Here is a 19,986-nt window from a genome sequence, read left to right as displayed (position 1 = left end):
ATGGCTACAATTCACTGCCTGCTGCCCGGGCGGAGCGGGCAAAGCAGTTGGACGGCAGCATCGGGTCCAGGCCCATTTCCATTTGAATCTGTGCGGTGAGCTGCAAAGACCGGCCCCGGCCGCCGCCCACCTGATCTGCCCCGTCCCGGGGGTTTGAGCCCACTTCCGGGAAAAACAGGTTGGCCCCGGCCATCAGCGAGGCGGTGTGCGGTTCGTGGGTACAATGGGCCCGGGGCACATCCCCCATGACCAGACGGCTGACAGCCACCATGCGGGCCACTTCCCGTTCCGTGATCATGCCGTGTTTTTCCATGGGCGAGCCGGGGAAATTGATCCGGCGCATGACCCCGCTGTAGGTGGCCCCATATTGGCGGGCCAGAAACATCCGGTCCACAATTTCCTCAATCTCGTGCTCAGGCCCCACCGGTTCCACGCAATTCATCCATTGCAGCCCCACATCCTTTAGCACCCTGATGGTCTGGATCCGCTTTTCCACCTGAAGGGGGGTGTCCTTGCCTTCGCCCAGGCGCACGGCGTGATAGGCCCCCACAAAACCCGCATCCAAAAGCTGCTCACCTTCCCTGTGGGTAATATCCCGGGTATTGGCCACAAGCGGTACGGACACTGTTTTTTTCAAAAGCTTTCCAACCTCCAGCAATCGCTTGAAGGAATAGGTGCCGGTGGTCATAATGTTTAAGGCATCTGCCTGGTTTTCCTCGCCGATCCGGGCCCACTGCAGAATATCATCAATGGGAAACTCAATTTTTTCTGTAAAGATTGCGGCTTTTTCCGTCAGGGAGCAAAAAAGACAGTTCAGGGGACAGGGCTCCACGTTCACACCGATGTGAAAATGGTTTTCCCCCTTTAATCCAAACTGGTGCCGGCTCATTTGGTTGGCTGTGTGCATCAGGGCATAGGTTTCCCGGGAATCCAGATCCAGATGCATGAGCGCAATGGCTTCCGGCTGGTCAATGCCGTTGAAATCCATGGCTTTTTTAAGCATCTCTTCGATTTTCGGTGCAAGTTTCCAGCCCATGTCCCTCCTTTGCCTTGCATGGATGCAGATAAAACAGCCTGCTTTATCCAAGGATTAAAAAATTATAACCATTGCGTCATTGTATGGATAAAGCCTAATCACAGGATTGATTGATTGCCAGAAATTGTTTTTTGGACGCTGCTGCCGGCCGTTTTCATCAATGCGTCAAAACTGCCGCCATCCGCCTGCCCCGGATTTAAATACCAGCACCCGGGCATCAGTGCCCACGGTTACCGTGTGCGGCTGTGTGTCAACATATTGCACGGTTTCGCTTCTGCGAAGTTTTTCTTCCGTAAAGCCGATTCTTCCCCGGCCCCACCCAAACACCCGCTTGCTGGTGATCACTGCGGCCACGTAACTATTGATGTGAGATTCCATGATTTTCTCCCGGAGGGGAAGGGATTGTTGCACCCATCCGCGTCCGTGCGAATCAAATCCCATGATGCGTCTGTCTGTCACCAGCATGACCAAATAATCGGATATAAAAGGCTTTATGGACTCCACACTGTCGGCTTCCTGGAGCTTGAGCGAAAGCTCCGCCCATCCCCGGGAGGCTGCAGACAGGGCAAGGGCCCGACTTTCTGTGAGCACTGCGCCCACAGCGCCCCTGGCTGCCCGCCAAACAACCTTTTCGTCAAGATCCAAATCCTGCCGATATTCACGGCGCCCCTGGACAATGCCGATCAGTTCGTTTTCCACCAGATAAATGTCAATGATGTCCTGCACCACATCTGACCGGCCATGACCCGGCATTTTATAAAACGGTTCATGGTATTGGGCAGGGCTGCCGGCCGGAGAAAACACAATTGCCGAAACAGTCAGCACCACCGTCCAAAAAAGATACCCCCTGATCCGCATCATTGTCTCCTGCCTGTTTATTGTTCAACACTGTTAAACAATAGGCACAAGGACGGATATTTTCAACAAATAAGGCAGGTTTATGCCCGGCGGCCGTAATACCCAACCACCCGGGCATATGCAGCCATGGCGCGTTCCGGGGTGTCAAAAAACGGCACCCCGGCGCCACACAGGTGCGGGCCGGTATCTGCGGGCATGCCGGCAATGCCCACGATGAGAAACGGTTTTCCCGATGATTGCTGCGCCCGGATCATGGCGTCGATATAGGCGTTATTGGTGTTTTCATCCAGGCCCGAGCCAATAACGCAAACTGCGTCCACGCCGGCATCGGCAGCCGTGATTTCTGCGGCCCTGGCAAAAATGTTCATGTCCATATGGGCATTGAGGCTCACATCCACGGGATTGGACAGGCTGGTGCCAGTGGGCGGAACATGTTCAGCCAGGCGCGTTTTTGTATTTTCTGACAACCCGGCCAGTTCCAGGCCCTGGCGGCCCACTGATTCGGCTGCGGAAACAGCAAGGCCGCCAGGACCGGAAATAATGGCCATGCGCCGGCCGGATACCGGCGGCAGCAGATAAAACGCCATCATGGTATCCACCCATTGATCCCAACCTTCAACGGGCACTGCATTACACTGGCGCATCAGGCCCTGCCAGACCCGTTGTGATCCGGCCATGGCACCGGTGTGAGAAGATGCGGCCCGGCCGCCTTCGGCTGTCAGGCCCACCCGCCAAAGGACCACGGGTTTTTCCGCAGCCGCGGTTTTCAAGGCGTCAAAAAAATACCGGCCGTCGGAGATTCCCTCCAGATAGGCGCTAATCACATCAGTTTCCGGGTCCCGGGCAAAATAGGAAAGCAAATCCGCGCTCTGGACATCGGCCTCGTTTCCCAGGCTCACGGCCTTGCTGAAGGCCAGGCCCTTTTTTTCCGCCTCCCGGCCGATGATGTTGGCAAGGGAGCCGGAATGGGAAATCAGGCCCAGACGTCCGGGTTTGCGGCACAATCCCGGAAAAAAGGAAAGCCCGGAAGCGGGCACGTAAAGCCCCATGCAGTTGGGTCCGAACAGGCGCATGCCAGCAGCACGGGCTGTGGCCACCATTTCCGCCTCCATGCGCCGGCCCTTTTCACTGCCGGACTCCCTGTAGCCCGCGGTAAACAAAACCACCGCCTTGACCCCTTTTCCCGCGCACTGCCGGACCACCTCCGGGCCGGCGTCCCGGCCCACAAGCACAATGGCCAGATCCACAGGGCCGTCAATGGCGGCCACATCCGGGTAACAAGCAAGGCCGTCAATGGTTTCGGCATTGGGGTTGACCGGATAAATGGGGCCGGCAAAGCCCATGTCCTGCAGCGCCAGCAAAAATAGCTTTCCGGTCTTCATGCCCTGGGGCAGCCCCACAATGGCGACGCTTTCAGGGTGAAACAATTCATCGAGGCTGGCAAAAAGGGATTTTTGTTTCAATTTGACCTTCCTAATCGTCTCAGGGTTTCACGCACATATCGGCACCCGGCCGAAAGGCTCAAAAACATGAAACAGTATATCCTAAATTGAACGATTTTCAAGTTTGCCGAAGATAAAAGGAAGATGCAGACTCGCTATAGCCAACGATGCGAGGCTGCATCTGAAGCAGTAGATGTGGTAAAATTGGAAACCCCGGAGCATTTTTCAAGAAGAGACAAGACCGGGCGGCAAATTCGCCGCCCGGCCGTTTGGGGGGGGGATTTTATGGGCAAAGCGGCGGTTCGCTCAACGCCCGGGGCGCATAAGTCATGGTATGCTGCCAGTTTAACCGGGCATCAGAGAACTCTTCAACTTCGGTGTAGAAATACATGCTGGATTCAATGTTTCGCTCCTCTATGAAATCGGCCATGGGCTTGATCCAGGCCCCCTGTTCCAGGGCCGGGCCCAGATGGAACATAAACATGTAAATCAATCCGATGCTCACCAGAAGCCCGGCCACACCCCGCAGCCCCCCGGGCGCCTTTTCACCCTCTGCGCCCGGCGACCCCGGGTCATTTGATTTATTCCGGCTCATAGCCATAACGGATGTCCTTCTTATGAGTTAGATTCTTGCGGTGATTTCCGGAAACACCTTGTAGAACATGATATATGCCATCAAAAGCGTGAGGCACAAGTTCAGGGTCTGGCCGCAGACATAAAGAATCAGCGGTTTTCCGCCCTTGAAGTAATCCCTGAGTTCCCGGAAATTGGTGGCCAGCCCGATGCTCACAAAAGCCAGACAGAAAAACCAGCCCCGGAAAATCTTGGACATGCCCCGCAGCGCACCGTGATCAATAATAGCATAGGACACGTCTGTGCCAATGCTTGAATACATGAAGGAAAACACAATGGATGCGGTGATAAACCCAATGACAAACTTCGGGAACCGGTGCCAGATTTCAATTGCCGAAACCCGCTGGCCCGGGGCGCAGTCCACCTTGGCGCACCAGTAGACAGCCACGCCGAATGCGATAACCCCGATGAGCACGTTCTGGATCATCTTGACTGTGGCGGCCGTATACAGGGCCCGCTCCCCGAGAAACGCCCCGGCTGCGGCCACGGCACCGGTGGCGTCAATGGTGCCGCCCATCCAGGCGCCGCCCAGGATCTCGGGCATGCCCACGGCCTTAATAAAAGCCGGCATCACAATCATCATAATGGAAGTAAATACAAGAGACAAGCCCACTGCCAGGGTCAGTTCCTCTTTTTTGGCCCGGCAGGCCGCAGCTGTTGCAATGGCCGCAGACACACCGCACACGGACATGTCAGCGGAAACCGTCATGTTCAGGGTCTTGGAAGGAATTTTGATCAATTTCTGGCCCACAATATAGGTGGTGATCAAAACCGTGGGCGTGACCACCCATGCCACAAAAATTCCGGGCACGCCGATGGAAAGGATTTTTCCGAAAAGAATTTCTGCGCCCAGCAGCACCAGGCCGGTTTTAATAAAATATTCGGTCTGCACCGACGGCATGACCCATTTGGGCGTGCCCACGGTGTTGCTGATAATCAAGCCGAACAAAATGGCCCAGGCGGCATAGCCGATGCCGTAATGCTTCATAGTGGCATTGCCTGCGGCCGTATACGCCAGAATCGCAATCAAAAACACAAACAAAAACCCTTTTACAAACTGGCCAAAGGATTTTCCCATAAACTTCATGCCGATGCCGAAAAACACCCCCAGCACAATCATCAGGCCGATGAGATGCGGGATCTGGTTATAAGCCGAAACCCCGGCTTTCTTTTTGGCCGCTGATGCACTTGCTTTGGCCTCGCGCCACTGGGTGATCTCGTCAAAGGCCTGTTCATTTAACGATTCATTGTTAAAATTCGCGGCCGCCGCAGCCTGCTGGGCCTGCCGGGCTTCGGCCAGGGCGGCTTCGGCTCTCTGACTGGCGGCCTCGTATTTCACAGTGGCTTTGCGGCGGATTTCAGCAGCGGTTTGCTCGTCCATGTAGAATGCATGCACCGGGTTGCCGCTCCAGCCGTGGGGCTTGCTTGTAAACTCCTTGATGGTGTTGCCGATGGATGAACTTGTGGCCTTTAGCTTGGATTTGGCATCCATGGCCTGGAACCATTCAATGGTTTTAAACGGGGCCCGGTCAGCCTGTTCTTCCAGGGTGGCATTGGCCCTGGAAATGGTCTGGTCCATGTCCGAGGGCGCATTGTTGAAATAAATCAGCACACCCACCAGCAGGATCACAAATCCGAGCCATATGGCCATGTAATCCTCTTTTTTCCATAAATCAGACCACTGGCTAGTGGGCTTGTCCATTACCACTTCATCGTCGGGACTTCTTTGCTCAATGTTTTCGACCATTTTCTCCTCCTCAAAATTGTAAAAAATAAGGTGCCTGCCCGGCATGGCCGAGCAGACACGGATTATAGGGTTGCAATTTTTCGCCGCTCTTAAGAGCAATAAAGGTGCCAAACTGCATCTCTATTTTTAACAGCTTGATTTCATATAATTTAAAATAAAATCGAGATTTGCCATTTCCGAAACTGCCGCCTTTGGGCGGCATGGAACAACAAAGCAGGGCACATCCGCAAAGGCTTTCAGTCAGGGCGAATTTCGTTGAATTCAGGGGTGATTAAGGAGTCGGGTCCGCAAAAAAGCGGCACTGCCGCCTGAAGGTGGCAGTGCCGCTTTGATGCGTCATCCGGGGTCAAAAATGGGGACTGTGAACGATTTTTACCGGGTTATGACCGGTATTGTTCCACGGACACGTTATAGCGTTTGATGATTTTCTGCAGGGACTGGCGCTTGATTCCGCTGATCTGGGCCGATAAGCTGATATTGCCGCTGGTGTGGGCCAGCAGCCGGCACAGGTAATCCAGGGTAAAGCTGTCGATGATCTCTGCCTTTAAATCCTTATAGGGCCGGGTCACATCCACCTGGCGGACATCCGGCGTCTGAACCCTGGCTTGCGGGGTTTTTCCGGTATGAGCCAGGGTGATGACCGGCTCTGCGGTCAGCGCGCACCAGCCCCGGATGGTGTTTTCCAGCTCCCGGATATTTCCGGGCCAGTTCCGATTTAACAGATAATCCACGACTTCCGGTGCCAGAACCTTGGGCTCAGCATTGTTTTCACAGGCAATCTTTTTGACAAAATGATCGGCCAGCAGGGGAATATCCCGGCGGATATCTTTTAACGGGGGCATATGCAGGGACGCCACGTTTAGCCGGTAATACAGGTCTTCCCGAAATTCCCGGTTTTTGATCTTTTCCTCCAGGTTCTGGTTAGTGGCGGTGATAATGCGCACATCCACCTCATGGCTTTGGCTGTCGCCCAGGGGCATGATCTGCTTGTCTTCCAGCACCCGAAGCAGCTTGGTCTGCACGGGCAAAGACAAATCCCCGATTTCATCAAGAAAGATGGTGCTGCCGTGGGCCTGATCAAACAGACCCTTTTTGTCCTGGTTGGCGCTGGTAAAAGCGCCTTTGCGATGACCGAAAAGCTCGCTTTCCAGAATAGTTTCCGGCAGGGCCGGACAGTTGACCGTCACCATATGGGCGTTTTTCCGGGCGCTCAATCCATGGACCGCCCTGGCGGCCATGTCCTTGCCGGTGCCGGTCTCGCCCCGGACCAGCACCGTGACATCCGTGCGGGCCAGCATTTGGATGGTCTGAAACACCTTCTGCATGGGCGGGCTGTTGCCGATCATGTTTTCAAACAAGGCTTTTTCACACAATCTTTCCATGAGCCGGTTGTTTTCCCGCACCAGGCGGTTGTATTCCAGGCCGTTTTTCAGCAGGTGAATCAGGCGGTCTTCATCCAGGGGTTTCTGGATAAAATCAAAGGCGCCTTCCCGGATGGCCTGAACCGCGGTTTCAATGGTGCCGTAAGCGGTCATGATGATCACGGTAATGGAGGAATCGGTCTCCTTGATACGCTTTAGCAATTCAATGCCGTCCATGTCCGGCATGCAGATATCAGCCAGCACCACATCCACCGGCTCTTTTTCAAGCACTTCCAGGGCCCGGGGCCCGCCTTCGGCAGTCAGCACCCGGCAGCCGAACTCCATGGCCAGGGTGCGCTCCAGACCCATGAGCAGATCGGGCTGGTCATCAACAACAAGTATGGTATCAGACATTTGCAATCCTTTTACCTAAACTGAGCGTTTCAGATTTTTAAAAGCAATTCATTTTAAAGGATAACATCAATTTCTATTTAAAAAATCTGAAACGCTCAGTTTAGGTCTTAATTGTCCATTCATGAGCAGTTGCGGCCGTCTTCGTCCAGCGGCAGAAAAATGGTAAAGGTGGTGCCATTGCCCGGAGCGCTTTCAACCACGATATCGCCGCCGTGCTGCTTGACAATGCCGTAGCTCACCGAAAGGCCCAGGCCCGTGCCCTTTCCCGGCCCCTTGGTGGTAAAAAACGGGTCAAATATCCGGTCGATGTGAAGATCGGAAATGCCCGCCCCTGTATCGGAAATGGCAATGGAGAGCATGTTTTTGTCCGGCTCCGACTGCACGGAAACCGTCAGTGAGCCCTTATTTTCCATGGCCTGCCGGGCGTTGATCAGCAGATTCATAAACACCTGTTTGATTTTGGCCGCATCCAGGGTTACATGGGGCAGATCATCTGCAAAGCAACGGCGGATTTCAATACGGCTTTTCTGAAACTGCACTTCCAGCACGGAAAGGACCTCTTCGAGACAGGCCCGCACATCCGCGGCCGCCTTTCTGGGCTCTGAGACCCGGGCAAAATTGAGCAGCGCCTCCACTACGGATTTACACTGATCCGTGTGCTTTCGGATAATCTGGAGATCTTCCACCACCTGCGCATCTTCTGCCCGGCTTTTTGCGATGAGGTTGGCATAGCAACGGATCACCCCCAGGGGATTGTTGATTTCATGGGCCACGCCGGATGCCAGCTGACCGATGGAGGCCAGTTTTTCGGTCTGGGCCAGGTATTTTTCCATCCGCCGCTTTTCCGTGGTATCTGTGAGCATCATGTAAATGCCCGCAGGCCGGCCGTTTTCATCCACGCGCCTTGAGGCTGAAACAATGGCGGTCAGCTTTTTGCCGTTTCGGTCCACAAGCGGCAGCTCAAGCCCCCTGGCAAACCCCTTTTCATTGATTTCCTCCCAAAAGCCGGCCGCATCCCGGGTATCCCAAAACAGCTGAAAACAGGTCTCAATGGACAGGGCCTCCTCTTTGTCGCAAAACCCGAAAAACTGCAATCCCGCCGGATTGATGTCTCTCATCCGGGTATGGCCGTCAAGGATCAGGATGGCGTCCTGGGAGCTTTCAAACAACAGGCGAAACTTGGCCTCAGAAGCCCGCAGCGTATCATGGGTGACCTTCAGATCCGAGGCCACGTCTTCAAACGCCCATTTCACCTGTTCGAGTTCATCGCTTTGCCCGTTGTATTCCAGCCGGGGCTCGGCCAATTCGTGGCCGGACAGGGTCTTAAACCGCGTCAGCACGCCCTTGAGATCGGTGACCACGGTGCGGTTAAACAAGAGGATAAAAAGTCCAAGCAGGGAAAAAAGGGCAGTGGCCGCCACAACAAACATCAGCCAGGCGGTCTCCTTGATTTTAAAAAAACTGACATCCACCGGGATATAAATGGTGTCCGCAGCGACCACGTCGCCCACGTTAAAATCATAGCCGTTTTCCGATCCGTAGATCTCCTTTAAGGCATCCGGTGCCTCTCCGGGGCGGCCATGACATTTGAGACACTGGGCTTCGGCGTAAATGGCCTTCATACGGGTAAAAAAGGACCGGTTGTCTTTTTCGATGATGCCGTGCCACTCATCGGTCTCCGGATGATTGCCAAACCAGCGCAGCTTTTCCATTTCAAATGAATCCGCCATATTCACGGGATTTTTCGGATTATGCGCCGCGCGCTTGTAGGAAAAATCCGGAAACCGGTCGCGAAGACCGTTTAAGACCTCGCGGCTGACAAAGGAGGTGGACATGGCTTCGGGCACAAAGGCTTCCGGCGAGAGCAGCTCCACCATGTGGGGCCGCAGCACATCCTTGACATAATTGCGGGTGGCACTGGCCGTGCCGATAAAAATTTCCGTGTTTTTATACACGTCGTCAATGACGATATTGCGCAGGGCAAAGTACTGAACAAGCGAAAAAACCCCGCAGAAAACAAAAAGAATGCAGCCCGCACCAAAATAAAACCGGGTTTTCATGGATCTTCGATGCATGTGTCAGACAACCCTCTTATATGCCCATAAAATTCATAACTATTTGTATTTATTAAATATAAAAACAATCCCAATAGCGGCACAGTCTACACGCAAACAAAAATAAAATCAATAGACAGGTTTCCCCCGAACCGATTGCATCCGGGCTTGCGCCTGAAATTTTTATCTTGTCTCATTCCAAGTTCTCTTTACAGAAAAATCATGCTCTGATATAGAAGTGTTTAATGACATAAACAGCATTCTCACTATAAAATTCAATACAATATCATGACAATGATTCCGCTACAGAAACTTTCAACATCAGGCTATACTGTATTTTTCCATCACCCTTTTCCTTTCCAACCTTTTACAAAGCAAGGAGGACACACATGGCCCAGGCAGATGCGCCCAAAGGGAATCCGGCGGTTGTCGGACTGGCCGGATTCGGCATTACCACCCTGATTCTTCAGTTCCACAATGTCGGCTGGTGCGGGGTCGGCCCTGTGCTGGCCCTTGCCTTTATTTTCGGGGGACTGGCACAGCTCATTGCCGGGTACCTGGAATTCAATGTGGGAAACAATTTCGGCTTCAGCGCGTTTTGCTCCTACGGGGCTTTCTGGATCTCGCTGGGCATCATTTTCATGCTCAACCACTTCAACGTCTACCATGCCAGCACCGAGGACGTGGGCTGGTTTCTGGTCTGCTGGACCCTTTACACCTTTATCATGTGGTTTCCGGCCATGCGGATTCACTCGGCCATGGCCGTGACATTCACCCTGCTTTTAATCGGTTTCATTCTTCTTGATATTGCCCATTTCGGCTACGATCAGTTCACCGTGATCGCCGGTTACGAATTGATGGCATGCGCTGCCTCGGCCCTGTACATGATGGCCCATGTCATTTACGCCCAGGTCTTTGGCCGCGACGTGCTGCCCGTGGGAAAGCCCTGGATCAAATAAAACCACGGAAAACTTTTATCACCAGGAGGTGGAGCCATGACCCGTCGTGCTTATTATCTCGCAGCCATACTGATTGCCGTGCTGCTGGCTTTCCCGGCGGCAGCCGCCGAATCAGCAACAAAGGAAGAATGCGTGGAAATGTGCCGGGAAGCCGCAGCCCTGATCAACTCCCAGGGCGCGGAGGCAGGGATTGAAAAGATCAGTGACCAGCGGGGCCCGTTTGTATGGAAGGACTCGTATGTGTTTCTCATGGACCTGGACGGCAAGATGCTGGCCCATCCCTTCAAACCCGAGCTGACCAAAAAAGATCATGTGCTGCTGATAACCGACCCAACAGACAAAGCCCTTTTCGTGCATTTCGTCAACCTGGCCCGCTCCCGGGGCGAAGGCTGGGTGGAATACATGTGGCCCAAGCCCGGCAAATCCACCCCGCACAAAAAAATTACCTACATCTACCGGGTGCCGGATACGGACATGTTTGTGGGCGCAGGGGTTTATGTCAGCGGAATGATGTACTGACAAACAAATGCGGCTTTGTCTTTACCCGGGGACTGTCCCCCGGGTAAAGACCCGATAACAACCGGATTCACCAGGCGTGGTTTTGCCTGGGTGAAATTGTCGGCTATTTATAAAATTTTTTGAGCACCAGGGGCCCGACACCTGCATAATACAGGCATGCAAGCAGGTTGTTTCGGACAATGCCGTAAATCAGGCCCTCTTTTTCCCAGCGCCGGGCAGATGTTTTCACGGGCTTTGGGACCAGATGGATTGCCAGTCGGTTTTTCTTTAACCGCTGCATGATCTCGATATCTTCCATAATCGGGATATCGGCAAATCCGCCGATCTGCCAAAAGATCCGTTTTTTGACAAACATGGCCTGATCGCCGTAGGCAATGCGGGTCAGACGGCAGCGAACATTGGCCAGGATTGCAATCACACGAAAGATCCTTTTTGACCCGGCAATGCCAAGAAAAAATGCGCCTGCGGCAATCTCCGGCCGGCGGCAGGTTTTGATCACATCCTCCATGGCCCCTGCCGGCAGGTGAGTGTCTGCGTGGACAAAAAGCAGAATGCCGCCGCTGGCAGCTTTTGCCCCGGCATTCATCTGGGAGGCCCGTCCGGCCGGGGCAACAAGGGTGATGACCTGATTGGTGTCAAGACCATTGATCGTGGAGCCTGCCGGGTCTCCGTCAACGATGATGATCTCAGCCTTAAAACCCCTGCATGCACCGGACAGGTTTGCTATTGTGCGATTTATGGTTTCCTGCTCATTTAAGACCGGCACAATGAGGGAAACCACCGGGGGCGTCAGAATCCGGAAATCTTTTGTATTTTTCATATTCTATTCCCGCACAGACTTGCCCTGCTTTCAGGTTTGATGGCACCGTAAAAAATCTGATTTCAGAGGATATTTATCTTTTCAAGCACCTCCCGGGTGTGCAAAAGCCGGCCCTGAAATCCGCCGGCCCCCGCCAGTTGCACGGCCAGGGCCCGGAGGTCTTCAGGGGTGTCCATATCGCTGAGAACCGGCAGCACCGCAGGGGTTTGTCCTTTTTTTTCAAAGCGTTTCATCGTCTGTTCAAAAACGTCTGAAGATCCCCAGTCAATGGCGGCAAAGGCCTGGGGAAAAATAGCGCCGGATTTAAATCCCGCCAGATAATATCCCCCATCCTTTGCCGGGCCGAAAACCGCGGGCCGGGTTGCCAAAGCGGTAAAGGCGTTTTTGATGATCTGTTCATCAATCCCCGGTATATCCGAACCCACCAGGACAATGCGTTCAAACCCATCGGCTGCAGTGCAGCATAACGCGTGATGCATACGCTCGCCCAGATCCGCGCCCTGCTGGACATAAAGCGGCAGATCGTCTCCCAGCCAGCCGCGCACAATGTCCTGATGATTTGCTGGATAATAAAAAACGCGCACCTGGCAATCCATGGCGCAGACAGCCGCCAGCACATCATCTGCAAGCGCCCGATACAGCAGCAACGCCCCGCGCGCACCAAGACACCCCGCCAGTCGGGTCTTGACCAAGCCTTCCACCGGGGCCTTGACAAAAACGATAATGCAGCGTTGTGGATTGAATTTTTTCATGATTGGTCTTATGACAATAGATAATCACCAGGCTATGCTTGTCAAAACACGAAAAGAGGAGTCCTTTCAAACCGTGAACATGCTTCTTCTCGACAATGCAACAATCATCCGCCTCGGATTTTTTCTGGGAATCTTTTCGGCCATGGCCATATGGGAGGCAAAAGCCCCCCGCCGGGTACTGCAGCAAAGCAAGCCAACCCGATGGGCCAACAATCTGATTTTGACCTTTTTAAACGCTTTTGTCCTGAGACTGGTGTTTTCGGCAGCGGCTGCGGGCGCGGCCCTGCTGGCGGCTGAAAAAGGATGGGGGCTGTTTAACACACTGCCCGTGCCGGAATGGATCGGCGGACTGGTATCAGTACTTGTTCTGGACCTGGTCATTTATACCCAGCACGTAATCTTTCACAAGGTTCCGGTTTTCTGGCGGCTTCACCGGATGCACCACACGGATCTCGACATTGATGTCACCACTGGCGCCAGGTTTCATCCCCTTGAAATCATTATCTCCATGGCCTTGAAAATGGGGATTGTGGTTGCCCTGGGCGCGCCCGCGTGGGCGGTTGTGGTCTTTGAGGTGCTGTTAAACGGCACCTCCATGTTTAACCACAGCAACATCAACATGAATCCCGGTGCTGACCGCTGGATCCGGCGGCTTATCGTGACCCCGGACATGCACCGGGTGCACCATTCGGTACTCATCCGGGAGACCGACAGCAATTTTGGATTCAATCTTTCCTGGTGGGACCGCCTGTTTGACACCTACATTGATCAGCCGGCCGCCGGCCATGAGGCCATGAAAATCGGTCTGGCCAATTACCGGGACCCCAAATGGCTCAAACTTGGATGGATGCTCGTTGTACCGGCTTCCCGCTACGAGCGCTGAGGTGCCGGTTGTGGCGCTGCTCAGGCGCGCACAACAGATTGCTGACGCTTTTTGAGATACTTGGAAATAATGATCCCGCAGTACGGACAATCCTCAACAGGAGTGCCAAATTTTGTCAGGTCATTGCCGCATTTCGGGCAACGGGTGTGCGAGGGGCCAGAATCAATTTCAGGATCGCTTTTGTCGGAATTTTCAGGGGGATTTTCAGGCGGTTCCACCCGGCAGCAGACCCCAAGCCGGCTAAAAACCTCCTGCTGGTCAAAGGCTTTTTCCCGATCCAGCCCCTTTCTGACTGTAACGGGTTTGTCACAAAACAATCGGCCGATACTTTCCGGGTCCCTTCCCAGACGGCGGGAGAGCTGCTCTATCACATCGCGGCGGTCAAACCCGGAAACCGCCCTGCCCTCAAATACCAGACAATACCCCTTGTTGTTCAAGCCAATCCTCCTTTGGCGGTCATGTTGTCAATCCATTTCAACCGAAACTATGCGTCGTCCCGAACAAGCAAACACCATGCCATAATTCTTTTATTGCAACCCTTTGAACCCTGTCTTATTTTATGTTCCGCTCAAAAATAACGTACCCGTAAAATTCTAATGATGGCGCCTTAAAAAGTTCAAGATCAAGGCTTGCGCAATTTGGAAGAAGACAGCGTACTGATCCGTACGTGAAATGCTGAGAAATTGCGCGCAACACAGATATTGGACTTTTAAGGCGCCATCAAAAAATAATTTACTTTTACGTAAAGTATGCTAAGGATAAAAAATTTGAGTTTTTATTAGACCCATCATCAACCTTAAAATAAGAAGCAGGTATAATGCGAGACGACATCATCGAAATCCGATGGCACGGCCGCGGCGGTCAGGGGGCCATCACGGCAGCCAAGATCGTTGCCAATGCGGCCTTTACATCAGGCTACGGCGGGGTGGTCATGGCCCCGACCTTTGGCACGGAACGGCGGGGCGCACCCGTGCTGACCTCCCTGAAAATATCAAAAAGCAAAATCTATGACCTGTCTCCCATAACAGAGCCGGACATGGTGCTTGTGCTCGATCACCTTCTGGTGGAGGAAATCGACGTGGCCGCCGGGCTCAAACCCGGCGGGCTGATTATTATCAACTCGCCCAGGCCGCCGGAAACCTTTGATTTTCCAGGGATGAAAATCGCCACTGCGGATGTTACCACAATGGCCGCCAACGCAGGTCTGCCCACGGGCATTGTCAACACGGGTATCATCGGCGCATTTGCCAAAGCCGCCGGCCTCCTTGACATGGATACCCTGGCCGGGACCATCGAAGCAGAATTTGCCGGAAAAAACCCGGAGAAAAACGCTGAAGCCGCCCGCATGACCCATGCGCATACGCTGATTGGAGACGCCTGATGAATGACGTGAAAAATCCCGGCAATTCCGGAAATGATCCCAAAAAGCAGGAGAAATTTGCCTGCCGCACATCCCACAGCGAGCCCGGACCCGGCGACGGCGGGCGAACCGGATCATGGCGGGTGCTTCGCCCGGTCATTGATTTGGACAAATGCATCCCGGCCAAACGCAACAAGGCGGCCTGTTTTAACTGCTGGCTGTATTGCCCTGACGGGGTGATCACCAAAACCATCCCGCCCACCATTGATTATGAATACTGCAAGGGATGCGAGATTTGCGCCGAGGAATGCCCGGCCGACGCCATCACAATGGTGGAGGAAACTCTGATTCTCATGGAGGAAAAGTAAGCTCATGCATATTATCGAAGCGGGCAATGTTGCAGCAGCCATGGGGGTCAAACTGGCCGGCGTCCAGGTAGTGGCCGCCTACCCCATTACCCCGCAGACGCCTTTAACAGAAAAACTATCGGAACTGGTGGATTCCCGGGAAATGGATGCCCAGTACATACCGGTTGAAAGCGAACACTCCGCCCTGTCCGTTTGCATTGCCGCATCCAGCGCCGGATCGCGCGCCTTTACCGCAACCAGCGCAAACGGCCTGCTCTACATGAACGAGCAGCTCCACTGGGCCGCGGGCGCACGCCTGCCCATTGTCATGTGTGTTGTCAACCGTGGTATCGGGGCACCCTGGACCGTTTGGAACGATCACCAGGATGCCATGAGCCAGCGTGACACCGGCTGGATCCAGCTCTATTGCTGCGATCATCAGCAGATCATCGACACGGTGATCCAGGCCTTTGCCATTGCTGAAACCGTTCGTGCACCCGTGATGGTCTGCTATGACGGCTATATCCTTTCGCACACCTACATGCCCTTTGACATCCCGGATCAGGCAGACGTGGAAAAGTTTCTGCCCGCGTTTACCCCGGACTGGGCATTAAACCCGCAATGCCCGGCCAACCTCAACACGGTCACCCTGCCCGAGCCCCGGGCCGATGTGCGGGGCAACACCGCGCCCGGCTACATGGAGATCCGGCACAACCTGCACACAGACCTGCGCCGGACCATTGATGTAACCGCGGACACAGATACAAAATTCAAAGACATCTTCGGCCGCGGAGGCCAGCCCTTTATCGAGTCCTATTTCTGCGATGATGCCGAGCATGTTGTGGTTTGCATGGGATCGCTGTCTTACCAGATGCGCGACGTAATCGACGAGCTTCGCAAGGAAGGCGTTTCCGTGGGCGTTTACGGCCTGCGCCTGTACCGGCCCTTTCCGGACCGGGCCGTGGCCGAAGCCCTGGACGGCAGAAAAAACGTGCTCGTGTTTGAAAAAGCGCTGAGTTACGGGTATGAAGGCCCGCTGTTTTCAGATATCAAGGCCGCGCTTTACGGCACGGACAGCCTCCCGAAGATCCGCAATTTCATCCTCGGCCTCGGCGGCCGGGAAATCCGCACACGGGCACTGTACCAGGCCGTAAAAACCGCATGCAATGAAAATCAAAGCAAGCCGCACGAGCCCGATTTTATCGGGCTGAAACTGTAAGTCCGATTGCAGACAATCTTTTTGCGGCAATGCGTTGACACATAACAACAGCCAATTTATTCAGGATAAATATATCATGGCCACAAAAAAAACCACCATTCTCAATCTGCCCGAAGAAGAATACGTGCACCCCGGAAACCGGGCATGCGCCGGCTGCGGATTAAGTATCGTATACAAAACCGGTTTAAAGGCCCTGGGCAGAGACAGCATCCTCGTGGTCCCGCCCAGCTGCCTGACCGTGCTCCAGGGGCTCTACCCCATTGCCGCCACCCAGCTGCCGTGCTTAAACGTCACCTTCGCCTCAACCGCGGCTGCCGCCACGGGCGTGCTTGCGGCCATGCGGGCCCAGAAACGGCCGGATGTACAAGTGGCGGCCTGGGCCGGAGACGGGGGCACCAGTGACATCGGCCTCCAGGCCTTGTCCGGGGCATGCGAGCGGGGTGAGGACTTTATCTTTATCTGCTATGACAACGAGGCTTACATGAACACCGGGGTCCAGCGCTCCGGCACCACGCCCCAGCACGTGCTGACCACCACCACCCCGTTTACCGGCAAGCACCAGCGCAAAAAAGACGTGCCCGCCATTATCGCAGCCCACGGCATCGATTACGTAGCCACCGCATCAGCGGCCTATCCCCTGGATTTTTACGACAAGGTAGTAAAGGCCAAAAGCATCCCCGGGCCCAAATACATCCACGTGCATACGCCGTGTCCGGCCGGCTGGGGATTTTCCCCCCGCTACACCGTCAAGATCGGCCGCATGGCCGTGGAAACCGGGCTGTTTGATCTATATGAGCGGGAAAAGGGGCAGTTTCGCTTAACAGGCGCCTCGGAAAAAATGCTGGGCAAAAAGCGCAAGCCGGTTGCCGAGTATTTTATCACCCAGAACCGGTTCAAGGGTATGGACGAGGAAAAGATTCAGTCCCTGCAGGCGGAAGTGGATGAAAAATGGGCGGGTTATGAAAAAATTGCCCAGGGCGTCTGCTAAAATCTATATTGAGGATTTTCAAGAAAGTCTGATTCCGGACGGCGCCGTAAACAGTTCGAGATCAAGGCTTGCGCAATTTCAAAGTCTGAGAAATTGCGCGTAACGCAGATATCGAACTTTTACGGCACCATCATACCTGGAGCTATCCTTCGTAGAGAACTGCCAGGATCCTGGCCCGCTCCTTTTTGGCCGCCACCATATGCGGTGTGGTCGACAGGTAATACACGCTGTCGCCGGGCTCCAGTTCGAACTCGTCTTTTTCAATTTTCACCAGCACGGTGCCTTCGAGCACGAAGATAAACTCCTCGCCATCGTGAACTGATAGTTCCTTGTCCGGATTTTCCTCCAGGTCAACGATCAGAGACTCCATGTGCCGGCCCTGGACTTCCGGGGCCAGGCTCTGATAGGAATAGAGTTTGCGGCCCCTGGGAGACGTGGACCGGGTCACGGGCATGCGTTCATGCTTGCGGGTCACGGAATACAACCGGCTGCCCACCCCGGACAACAGCCTTGAAAACGCGCTGTCAAGGGCCTTGGAAAGCTTTACCAGGGTCCCGAGCTGGGGCTGAATCTCATTGGCCTCAATCCGGGTCAGGGTGTCCACGTCAAAACCCGTCAATGCCGAGATCTCATCATAGGAAATCCCCTTTTCCTCCCGGATGCTGCGGATCCGATCGCCAATGGCCTCAACGTCCACTGCGCCGGATCCGTGCTCGATATTCCCGGTCAGTACTTCATAGCGGTCCTTGTACCCGGCTGATTTTTCATGTTCGACCATGTCATGGCTCCTTTGGCAAATATGCCCGAATCAATGGGATCGACTCCCTGTTCAACTGCCTGAATCTCTTTCTTACCAAAACCGGCCGGGACCGTCAAATCCCAAACACATCCGGCCTGTGAAAATACAGGACGTTTTGCCGGCTGTGTTGTCATTGGCCCCGCTGCTGTGATATATGAATATATTAATGCATGCATTTTATCGCCGCAGCAATTTATAACCTGTAAACTGCAAAAAAGGGACATGCAATGACCGATTCACAATACCAGGCCTGGCTTTGGGAAAAGCTGGGCCATCAAACCCTGGAAAATCTCAAAAAACATGGATTTGCCGGTCACTTTGTCAACAATGCAGACGAGGCCCGGGACTTGATCCTTGAACTGGTCAAGGATTATGAAAGCTTTGGTTTTGGCGGATCAGCCACGGCCCGGGCCATAGATCTTCCCAATGCCCTGGGCACGCAGGGCAAAACCGTCTACGACCATTGGGAGTCGTCTGCCGAGGAATCAGACCTGTCGCTTCGCCTGAAACAAGGCCGCTGCGACTGCTTTATCTGTAGCGCAAACGCCATTTCCGCCACCGGGGAGATTGTCAATGTGGACGGCGTCGGCAACCGGACCAATGCCATGACATTCGGATGCCCCAAGGTGATTATCGTAGCGGGCATGAACAAGGTAGCCGTGGACCTTGACGGGGCGTTGCGCCGGATCCGTGAGGTGGCCGCGCCCATGCGCGCAAAGAGTCTGAACATGAGCACCCCGTGTGCGGAAACCGGCATCTGCACGGACTGCAACTCGGCCCAGCGCATCTGCCGGATCACGGCGATCCTGCACCGCAAGCCAATGATGACCGATGTAACCGTGGTGCTGGTAAACCAGAGCCTGGGATTTTAATGCCCCGGCAGTGCGCAGGCCCGCCCTGGCACCAGCGGCAATGCTGGCAGGCAGCCAATTTCTCTGTCAGACACATTTTTGAAAAACACCCGGACCGGCTCAACCTGATGGTTGAAACCGCCGGCCATATCCGGGCCGGCCTGGAACAGCTGGATTGGCTATACCAGGACCTGTGCGCAAAAACCTGCACCTTCTGCCCCGAGCCCTGCTGCCTGTCCGCAGATGTCTGGTTTGACCTAAAAGACCTTTTGTTTCTCCACGCTGCCGGCCTGGCCCTGCCGGTCCAAAACCCCAAAAAACACAGTCAAATGCCCTGTGCCTTTCTCGGGCCCCGGGGGTGTGTGCTTGCCAGAACCAACCGACCCTGGATCTGCACCTGGTATCTGTGCGCCACCCAGAAACACCGGCTCACCAGGGAAGATCCCGTCCGGCTGGCCAGAATCCAAAATCTCACACAACAGGTCAAAACGCTTCGCGCAACACTGGAAAACCGCTTTATTGCGCTGGCTCTGGAAGATAAGGGCCAATAATCAAGGTTTCCTCCCATCGTTTCCGAAAAAATTGCTTAAAGAAAACTGCAGAGGCGCCGAGATATTGTATTAGTGAATACGCACGGGACTTGTTGCCCTTTAAAAATCCAGAAAAAGCAACAATGCGCTTGGGAAGACGCATATGGACATGATCGGGTATCCAATGCCCCTGCCGTATTCATCGCGGCGCATCTGAATTTATTTTTTTGTTCTCAATTTTGTTTCAGCTTTGACTTTTCATTTTGGGTTCTTTTTTTAAACAAAAAACAGGAAAGGAAAAATCGCATGAAAAAACTTTTGAAAAAACTCTGCTTAAGTCTGAGCCTTTGCCTTCTTCTCGGAGCTGGCGCCGCGATAACCGCCCCCACGGATGCCCAGGCCATTGACAGCCAG

At 54.1% G+C, this 19,986-nt stretch carries 20 protein-coding genes; 9 read left to right on the top strand and 11 right to left on the bottom strand.

Annotated elements, in window-relative coordinates; all coding sequences use genetic code 11:
- Positions 1-4 precede the first annotated feature (4 nt).
- From HNR65_RS15080 to HNR65_RS15050, 7 genes are all read right to left on the bottom strand, one after another.
- Positions 5-1,036 carry a biotin synthase BioB gene (locus HNR65_RS15080; protein ID WP_181552354.1) on the bottom strand — a complete coding sequence of 344 codons (1,032 nt, stop codon included), beginning with the start codon at positions 1,034-1,036 and terminating at the stop codon, positions 5-7.
- 165 nt (positions 1,037-1,201) lie between these two features.
- Positions 1,202-1,897: a hypothetical protein gene (locus HNR65_RS15075; RefSeq protein WP_181552353.1), complete on the bottom strand. Its 696-nt coding sequence runs from the start codon at positions 1,895-1,897 to the stop codon at positions 1,202-1,204.
- Positions 1,898-1,974: 77 nt separating this feature from the next.
- Positions 1,975-3,357 (bottom strand): acetate--CoA ligase family protein, encoded by a 1,383-nt coding sequence (locus HNR65_RS15070; protein WP_181552352.1) that lies wholly within the window; start codon positions 3,355-3,357, stop codon positions 1,975-1,977.
- Positions 3,358-3,619: 262 nt separating this feature from the next.
- Entirely contained in the window at positions 3,620-3,937 is a 318-nt protein-coding gene (locus tag HNR65_RS15065; RefSeq protein ID WP_181552351.1) for a hypothetical protein, read from the bottom strand.
- 21 nt (positions 3,938-3,958) lie between these two features.
- Entirely contained in the window at positions 3,959-5,716 is a 1,758-nt protein-coding gene (locus HNR65_RS15060) for a YeiH family protein (RefSeq protein WP_181552350.1), read from the bottom strand.
- A 380-nt stretch (positions 5,717-6,096) separates the two neighbouring features.
- A complete protein-coding gene (locus HNR65_RS15055; protein WP_181552349.1) occupies positions 6,097-7,491 on the bottom strand; it encodes a sigma-54-dependent transcriptional regulator in 1,395 nt (464 codons plus the stop codon).
- Positions 7,492-7,610: 119 nt separating this feature from the next.
- The gene (locus HNR65_RS15050) at positions 7,611-9,566 is read right to left on the bottom strand and encodes a c-type heme family protein (RefSeq protein WP_181552348.1); all 1,956 of its coding nucleotides are present in this window, start codon (positions 9,564-9,566) and stop codon (positions 7,611-7,613) included.
- A gap of 368 nt (positions 9,567-9,934) precedes the next feature.
- Between HNR65_RS15050 and HNR65_RS15045 the strand changes: the two genes are divergently transcribed.
- Positions 9,935-10,504 (top strand): acetate uptake transporter, encoded by a 570-nt coding sequence (locus HNR65_RS15045; RefSeq protein ID WP_181552347.1) that lies wholly within the window; start codon positions 9,935-9,937, stop codon positions 10,502-10,504.
- A 36-nt stretch (positions 10,505-10,540) separates the two neighbouring features.
- Positions 10,541-11,023, top strand: coding sequence for a cache domain-containing protein (locus HNR65_RS15040; protein ID WP_181552346.1), 483 nt, complete (start codon positions 10,541-10,543; stop codon positions 11,021-11,023).
- A 103-nt stretch (positions 11,024-11,126) separates the two neighbouring features.
- Here the strand turns inward: HNR65_RS15040 and HNR65_RS15035 are convergent, their stop codons facing one another.
- Both HNR65_RS15035 and HNR65_RS15030 read right to left on the bottom strand, forming a co-directional pair.
- Positions 11,127-11,843: a TIGR04283 family arsenosugar biosynthesis glycosyltransferase gene (locus tag HNR65_RS15035; RefSeq protein WP_181552345.1), complete on the bottom strand. Its 717-nt coding sequence runs from the start codon at positions 11,841-11,843 to the stop codon at positions 11,127-11,129.
- Positions 11,844-11,905: 62 nt separating this feature from the next.
- Complete coding sequence (locus tag HNR65_RS15030; protein WP_181552344.1) at positions 11,906-12,595, bottom strand: TIGR04282 family arsenosugar biosynthesis glycosyltransferase; 690 nt, start codon at positions 12,593-12,595, stop codon at positions 11,906-11,908.
- 10 nt (positions 12,596-12,605) lie between these two features.
- On the opposite strand from HNR65_RS15030, the gene HNR65_RS15025 reads away from it, so the two are divergent.
- The gene (locus HNR65_RS15025; protein WP_232364798.1) at positions 12,606-13,478 is read left to right on the top strand and encodes a sterol desaturase family protein; all 873 of its coding nucleotides are present in this window, start codon (positions 12,606-12,608) and stop codon (positions 13,476-13,478) included.
- 20 nt (positions 13,479-13,498) lie between these two features.
- Here HNR65_RS15025 and HNR65_RS15020 read toward each other — a convergent pair whose 3' ends face one another.
- Positions 13,499-13,915 (bottom strand): hypothetical protein, encoded by a 417-nt coding sequence (locus HNR65_RS15020; RefSeq protein ID WP_181552343.1) that lies wholly within the window; start codon positions 13,913-13,915, stop codon positions 13,499-13,501.
- A 380-nt stretch (positions 13,916-14,295) separates the two neighbouring features.
- On the opposite strand from HNR65_RS15020, the gene HNR65_RS15015 reads away from it, so the two are divergent.
- The 4 genes from HNR65_RS15015 (at position 14,296) to HNR65_RS15000 (ending at position 17,392) form a co-directional block, all read left to right on the top strand.
- Positions 14,296-14,859 (top strand): 2-oxoacid:acceptor oxidoreductase family protein, encoded by a 564-nt coding sequence (locus tag HNR65_RS15015; protein ID WP_181552342.1) that lies wholly within the window; start codon positions 14,296-14,298, stop codon positions 14,857-14,859.
- Complete coding sequence (locus HNR65_RS15010) at positions 14,859-15,206, top strand: 4Fe-4S binding protein (protein ID WP_181552341.1); 348 nt, start codon at positions 14,859-14,861, stop codon at positions 15,204-15,206. The genes HNR65_RS15015 and HNR65_RS15010 overlap by 1 nt, the downstream gene beginning before the upstream one ends.
- A 4-nt stretch (positions 15,207-15,210) precedes the next feature.
- Positions 15,211-16,404 (top strand): pyruvate ferredoxin oxidoreductase, encoded by a 1,194-nt coding sequence (locus HNR65_RS15005; RefSeq protein WP_181552340.1) that lies wholly within the window; start codon positions 15,211-15,213, stop codon positions 16,402-16,404.
- 76 nt (positions 16,405-16,480) lie between these two features.
- Positions 16,481-17,392 (top strand): thiamine pyrophosphate-dependent enzyme, encoded by a 912-nt coding sequence (locus HNR65_RS15000; protein WP_181552339.1) that lies wholly within the window; start codon positions 16,481-16,483, stop codon positions 17,390-17,392.
- A gap of 142 nt (positions 17,393-17,534) precedes the next feature.
- Here the strand turns inward: HNR65_RS15000 and HNR65_RS14995 are convergent, their stop codons facing one another.
- A complete protein-coding gene (locus tag HNR65_RS14995; RefSeq protein ID WP_181552338.1) occupies positions 17,535-18,170 on the bottom strand; it encodes a helix-turn-helix domain-containing protein in 636 nt (211 codons plus the stop codon).
- Between the two features lie 248 nt (positions 18,171-18,418).
- On the opposite strand from HNR65_RS14995, the gene HNR65_RS14990 reads away from it, so the two are divergent.
- Both HNR65_RS14990 and HNR65_RS14985 read left to right on the top strand, forming a co-directional pair.
- Complete coding sequence (locus HNR65_RS14990; protein ID WP_181552337.1) at positions 18,419-19,063, top strand: lactate utilization protein; 645 nt, start codon at positions 18,419-18,421, stop codon at positions 19,061-19,063.
- Positions 19,063-19,593: a hypothetical protein gene (locus HNR65_RS14985; protein WP_181552336.1), complete on the top strand. Its 531-nt coding sequence runs from the start codon at positions 19,063-19,065 to the stop codon at positions 19,591-19,593. The genes HNR65_RS14990 and HNR65_RS14985 overlap by 1 nt, the downstream gene beginning before the upstream one ends.
- Positions 19,594-19,986 lie beyond the last annotated feature (393 nt).

Source organism: Desulfosalsimonas propionicica (assembly GCF_013761005.1).
Lineage (GTDB): Bacteria > Desulfobacterota > Desulfobacteria > Desulfobacterales > Desulfosalsimonadaceae > Desulfosalsimonas > Desulfosalsimonas propionicica.
This window is presented reverse-complemented; position numbering and strand designations above follow the sequence as displayed.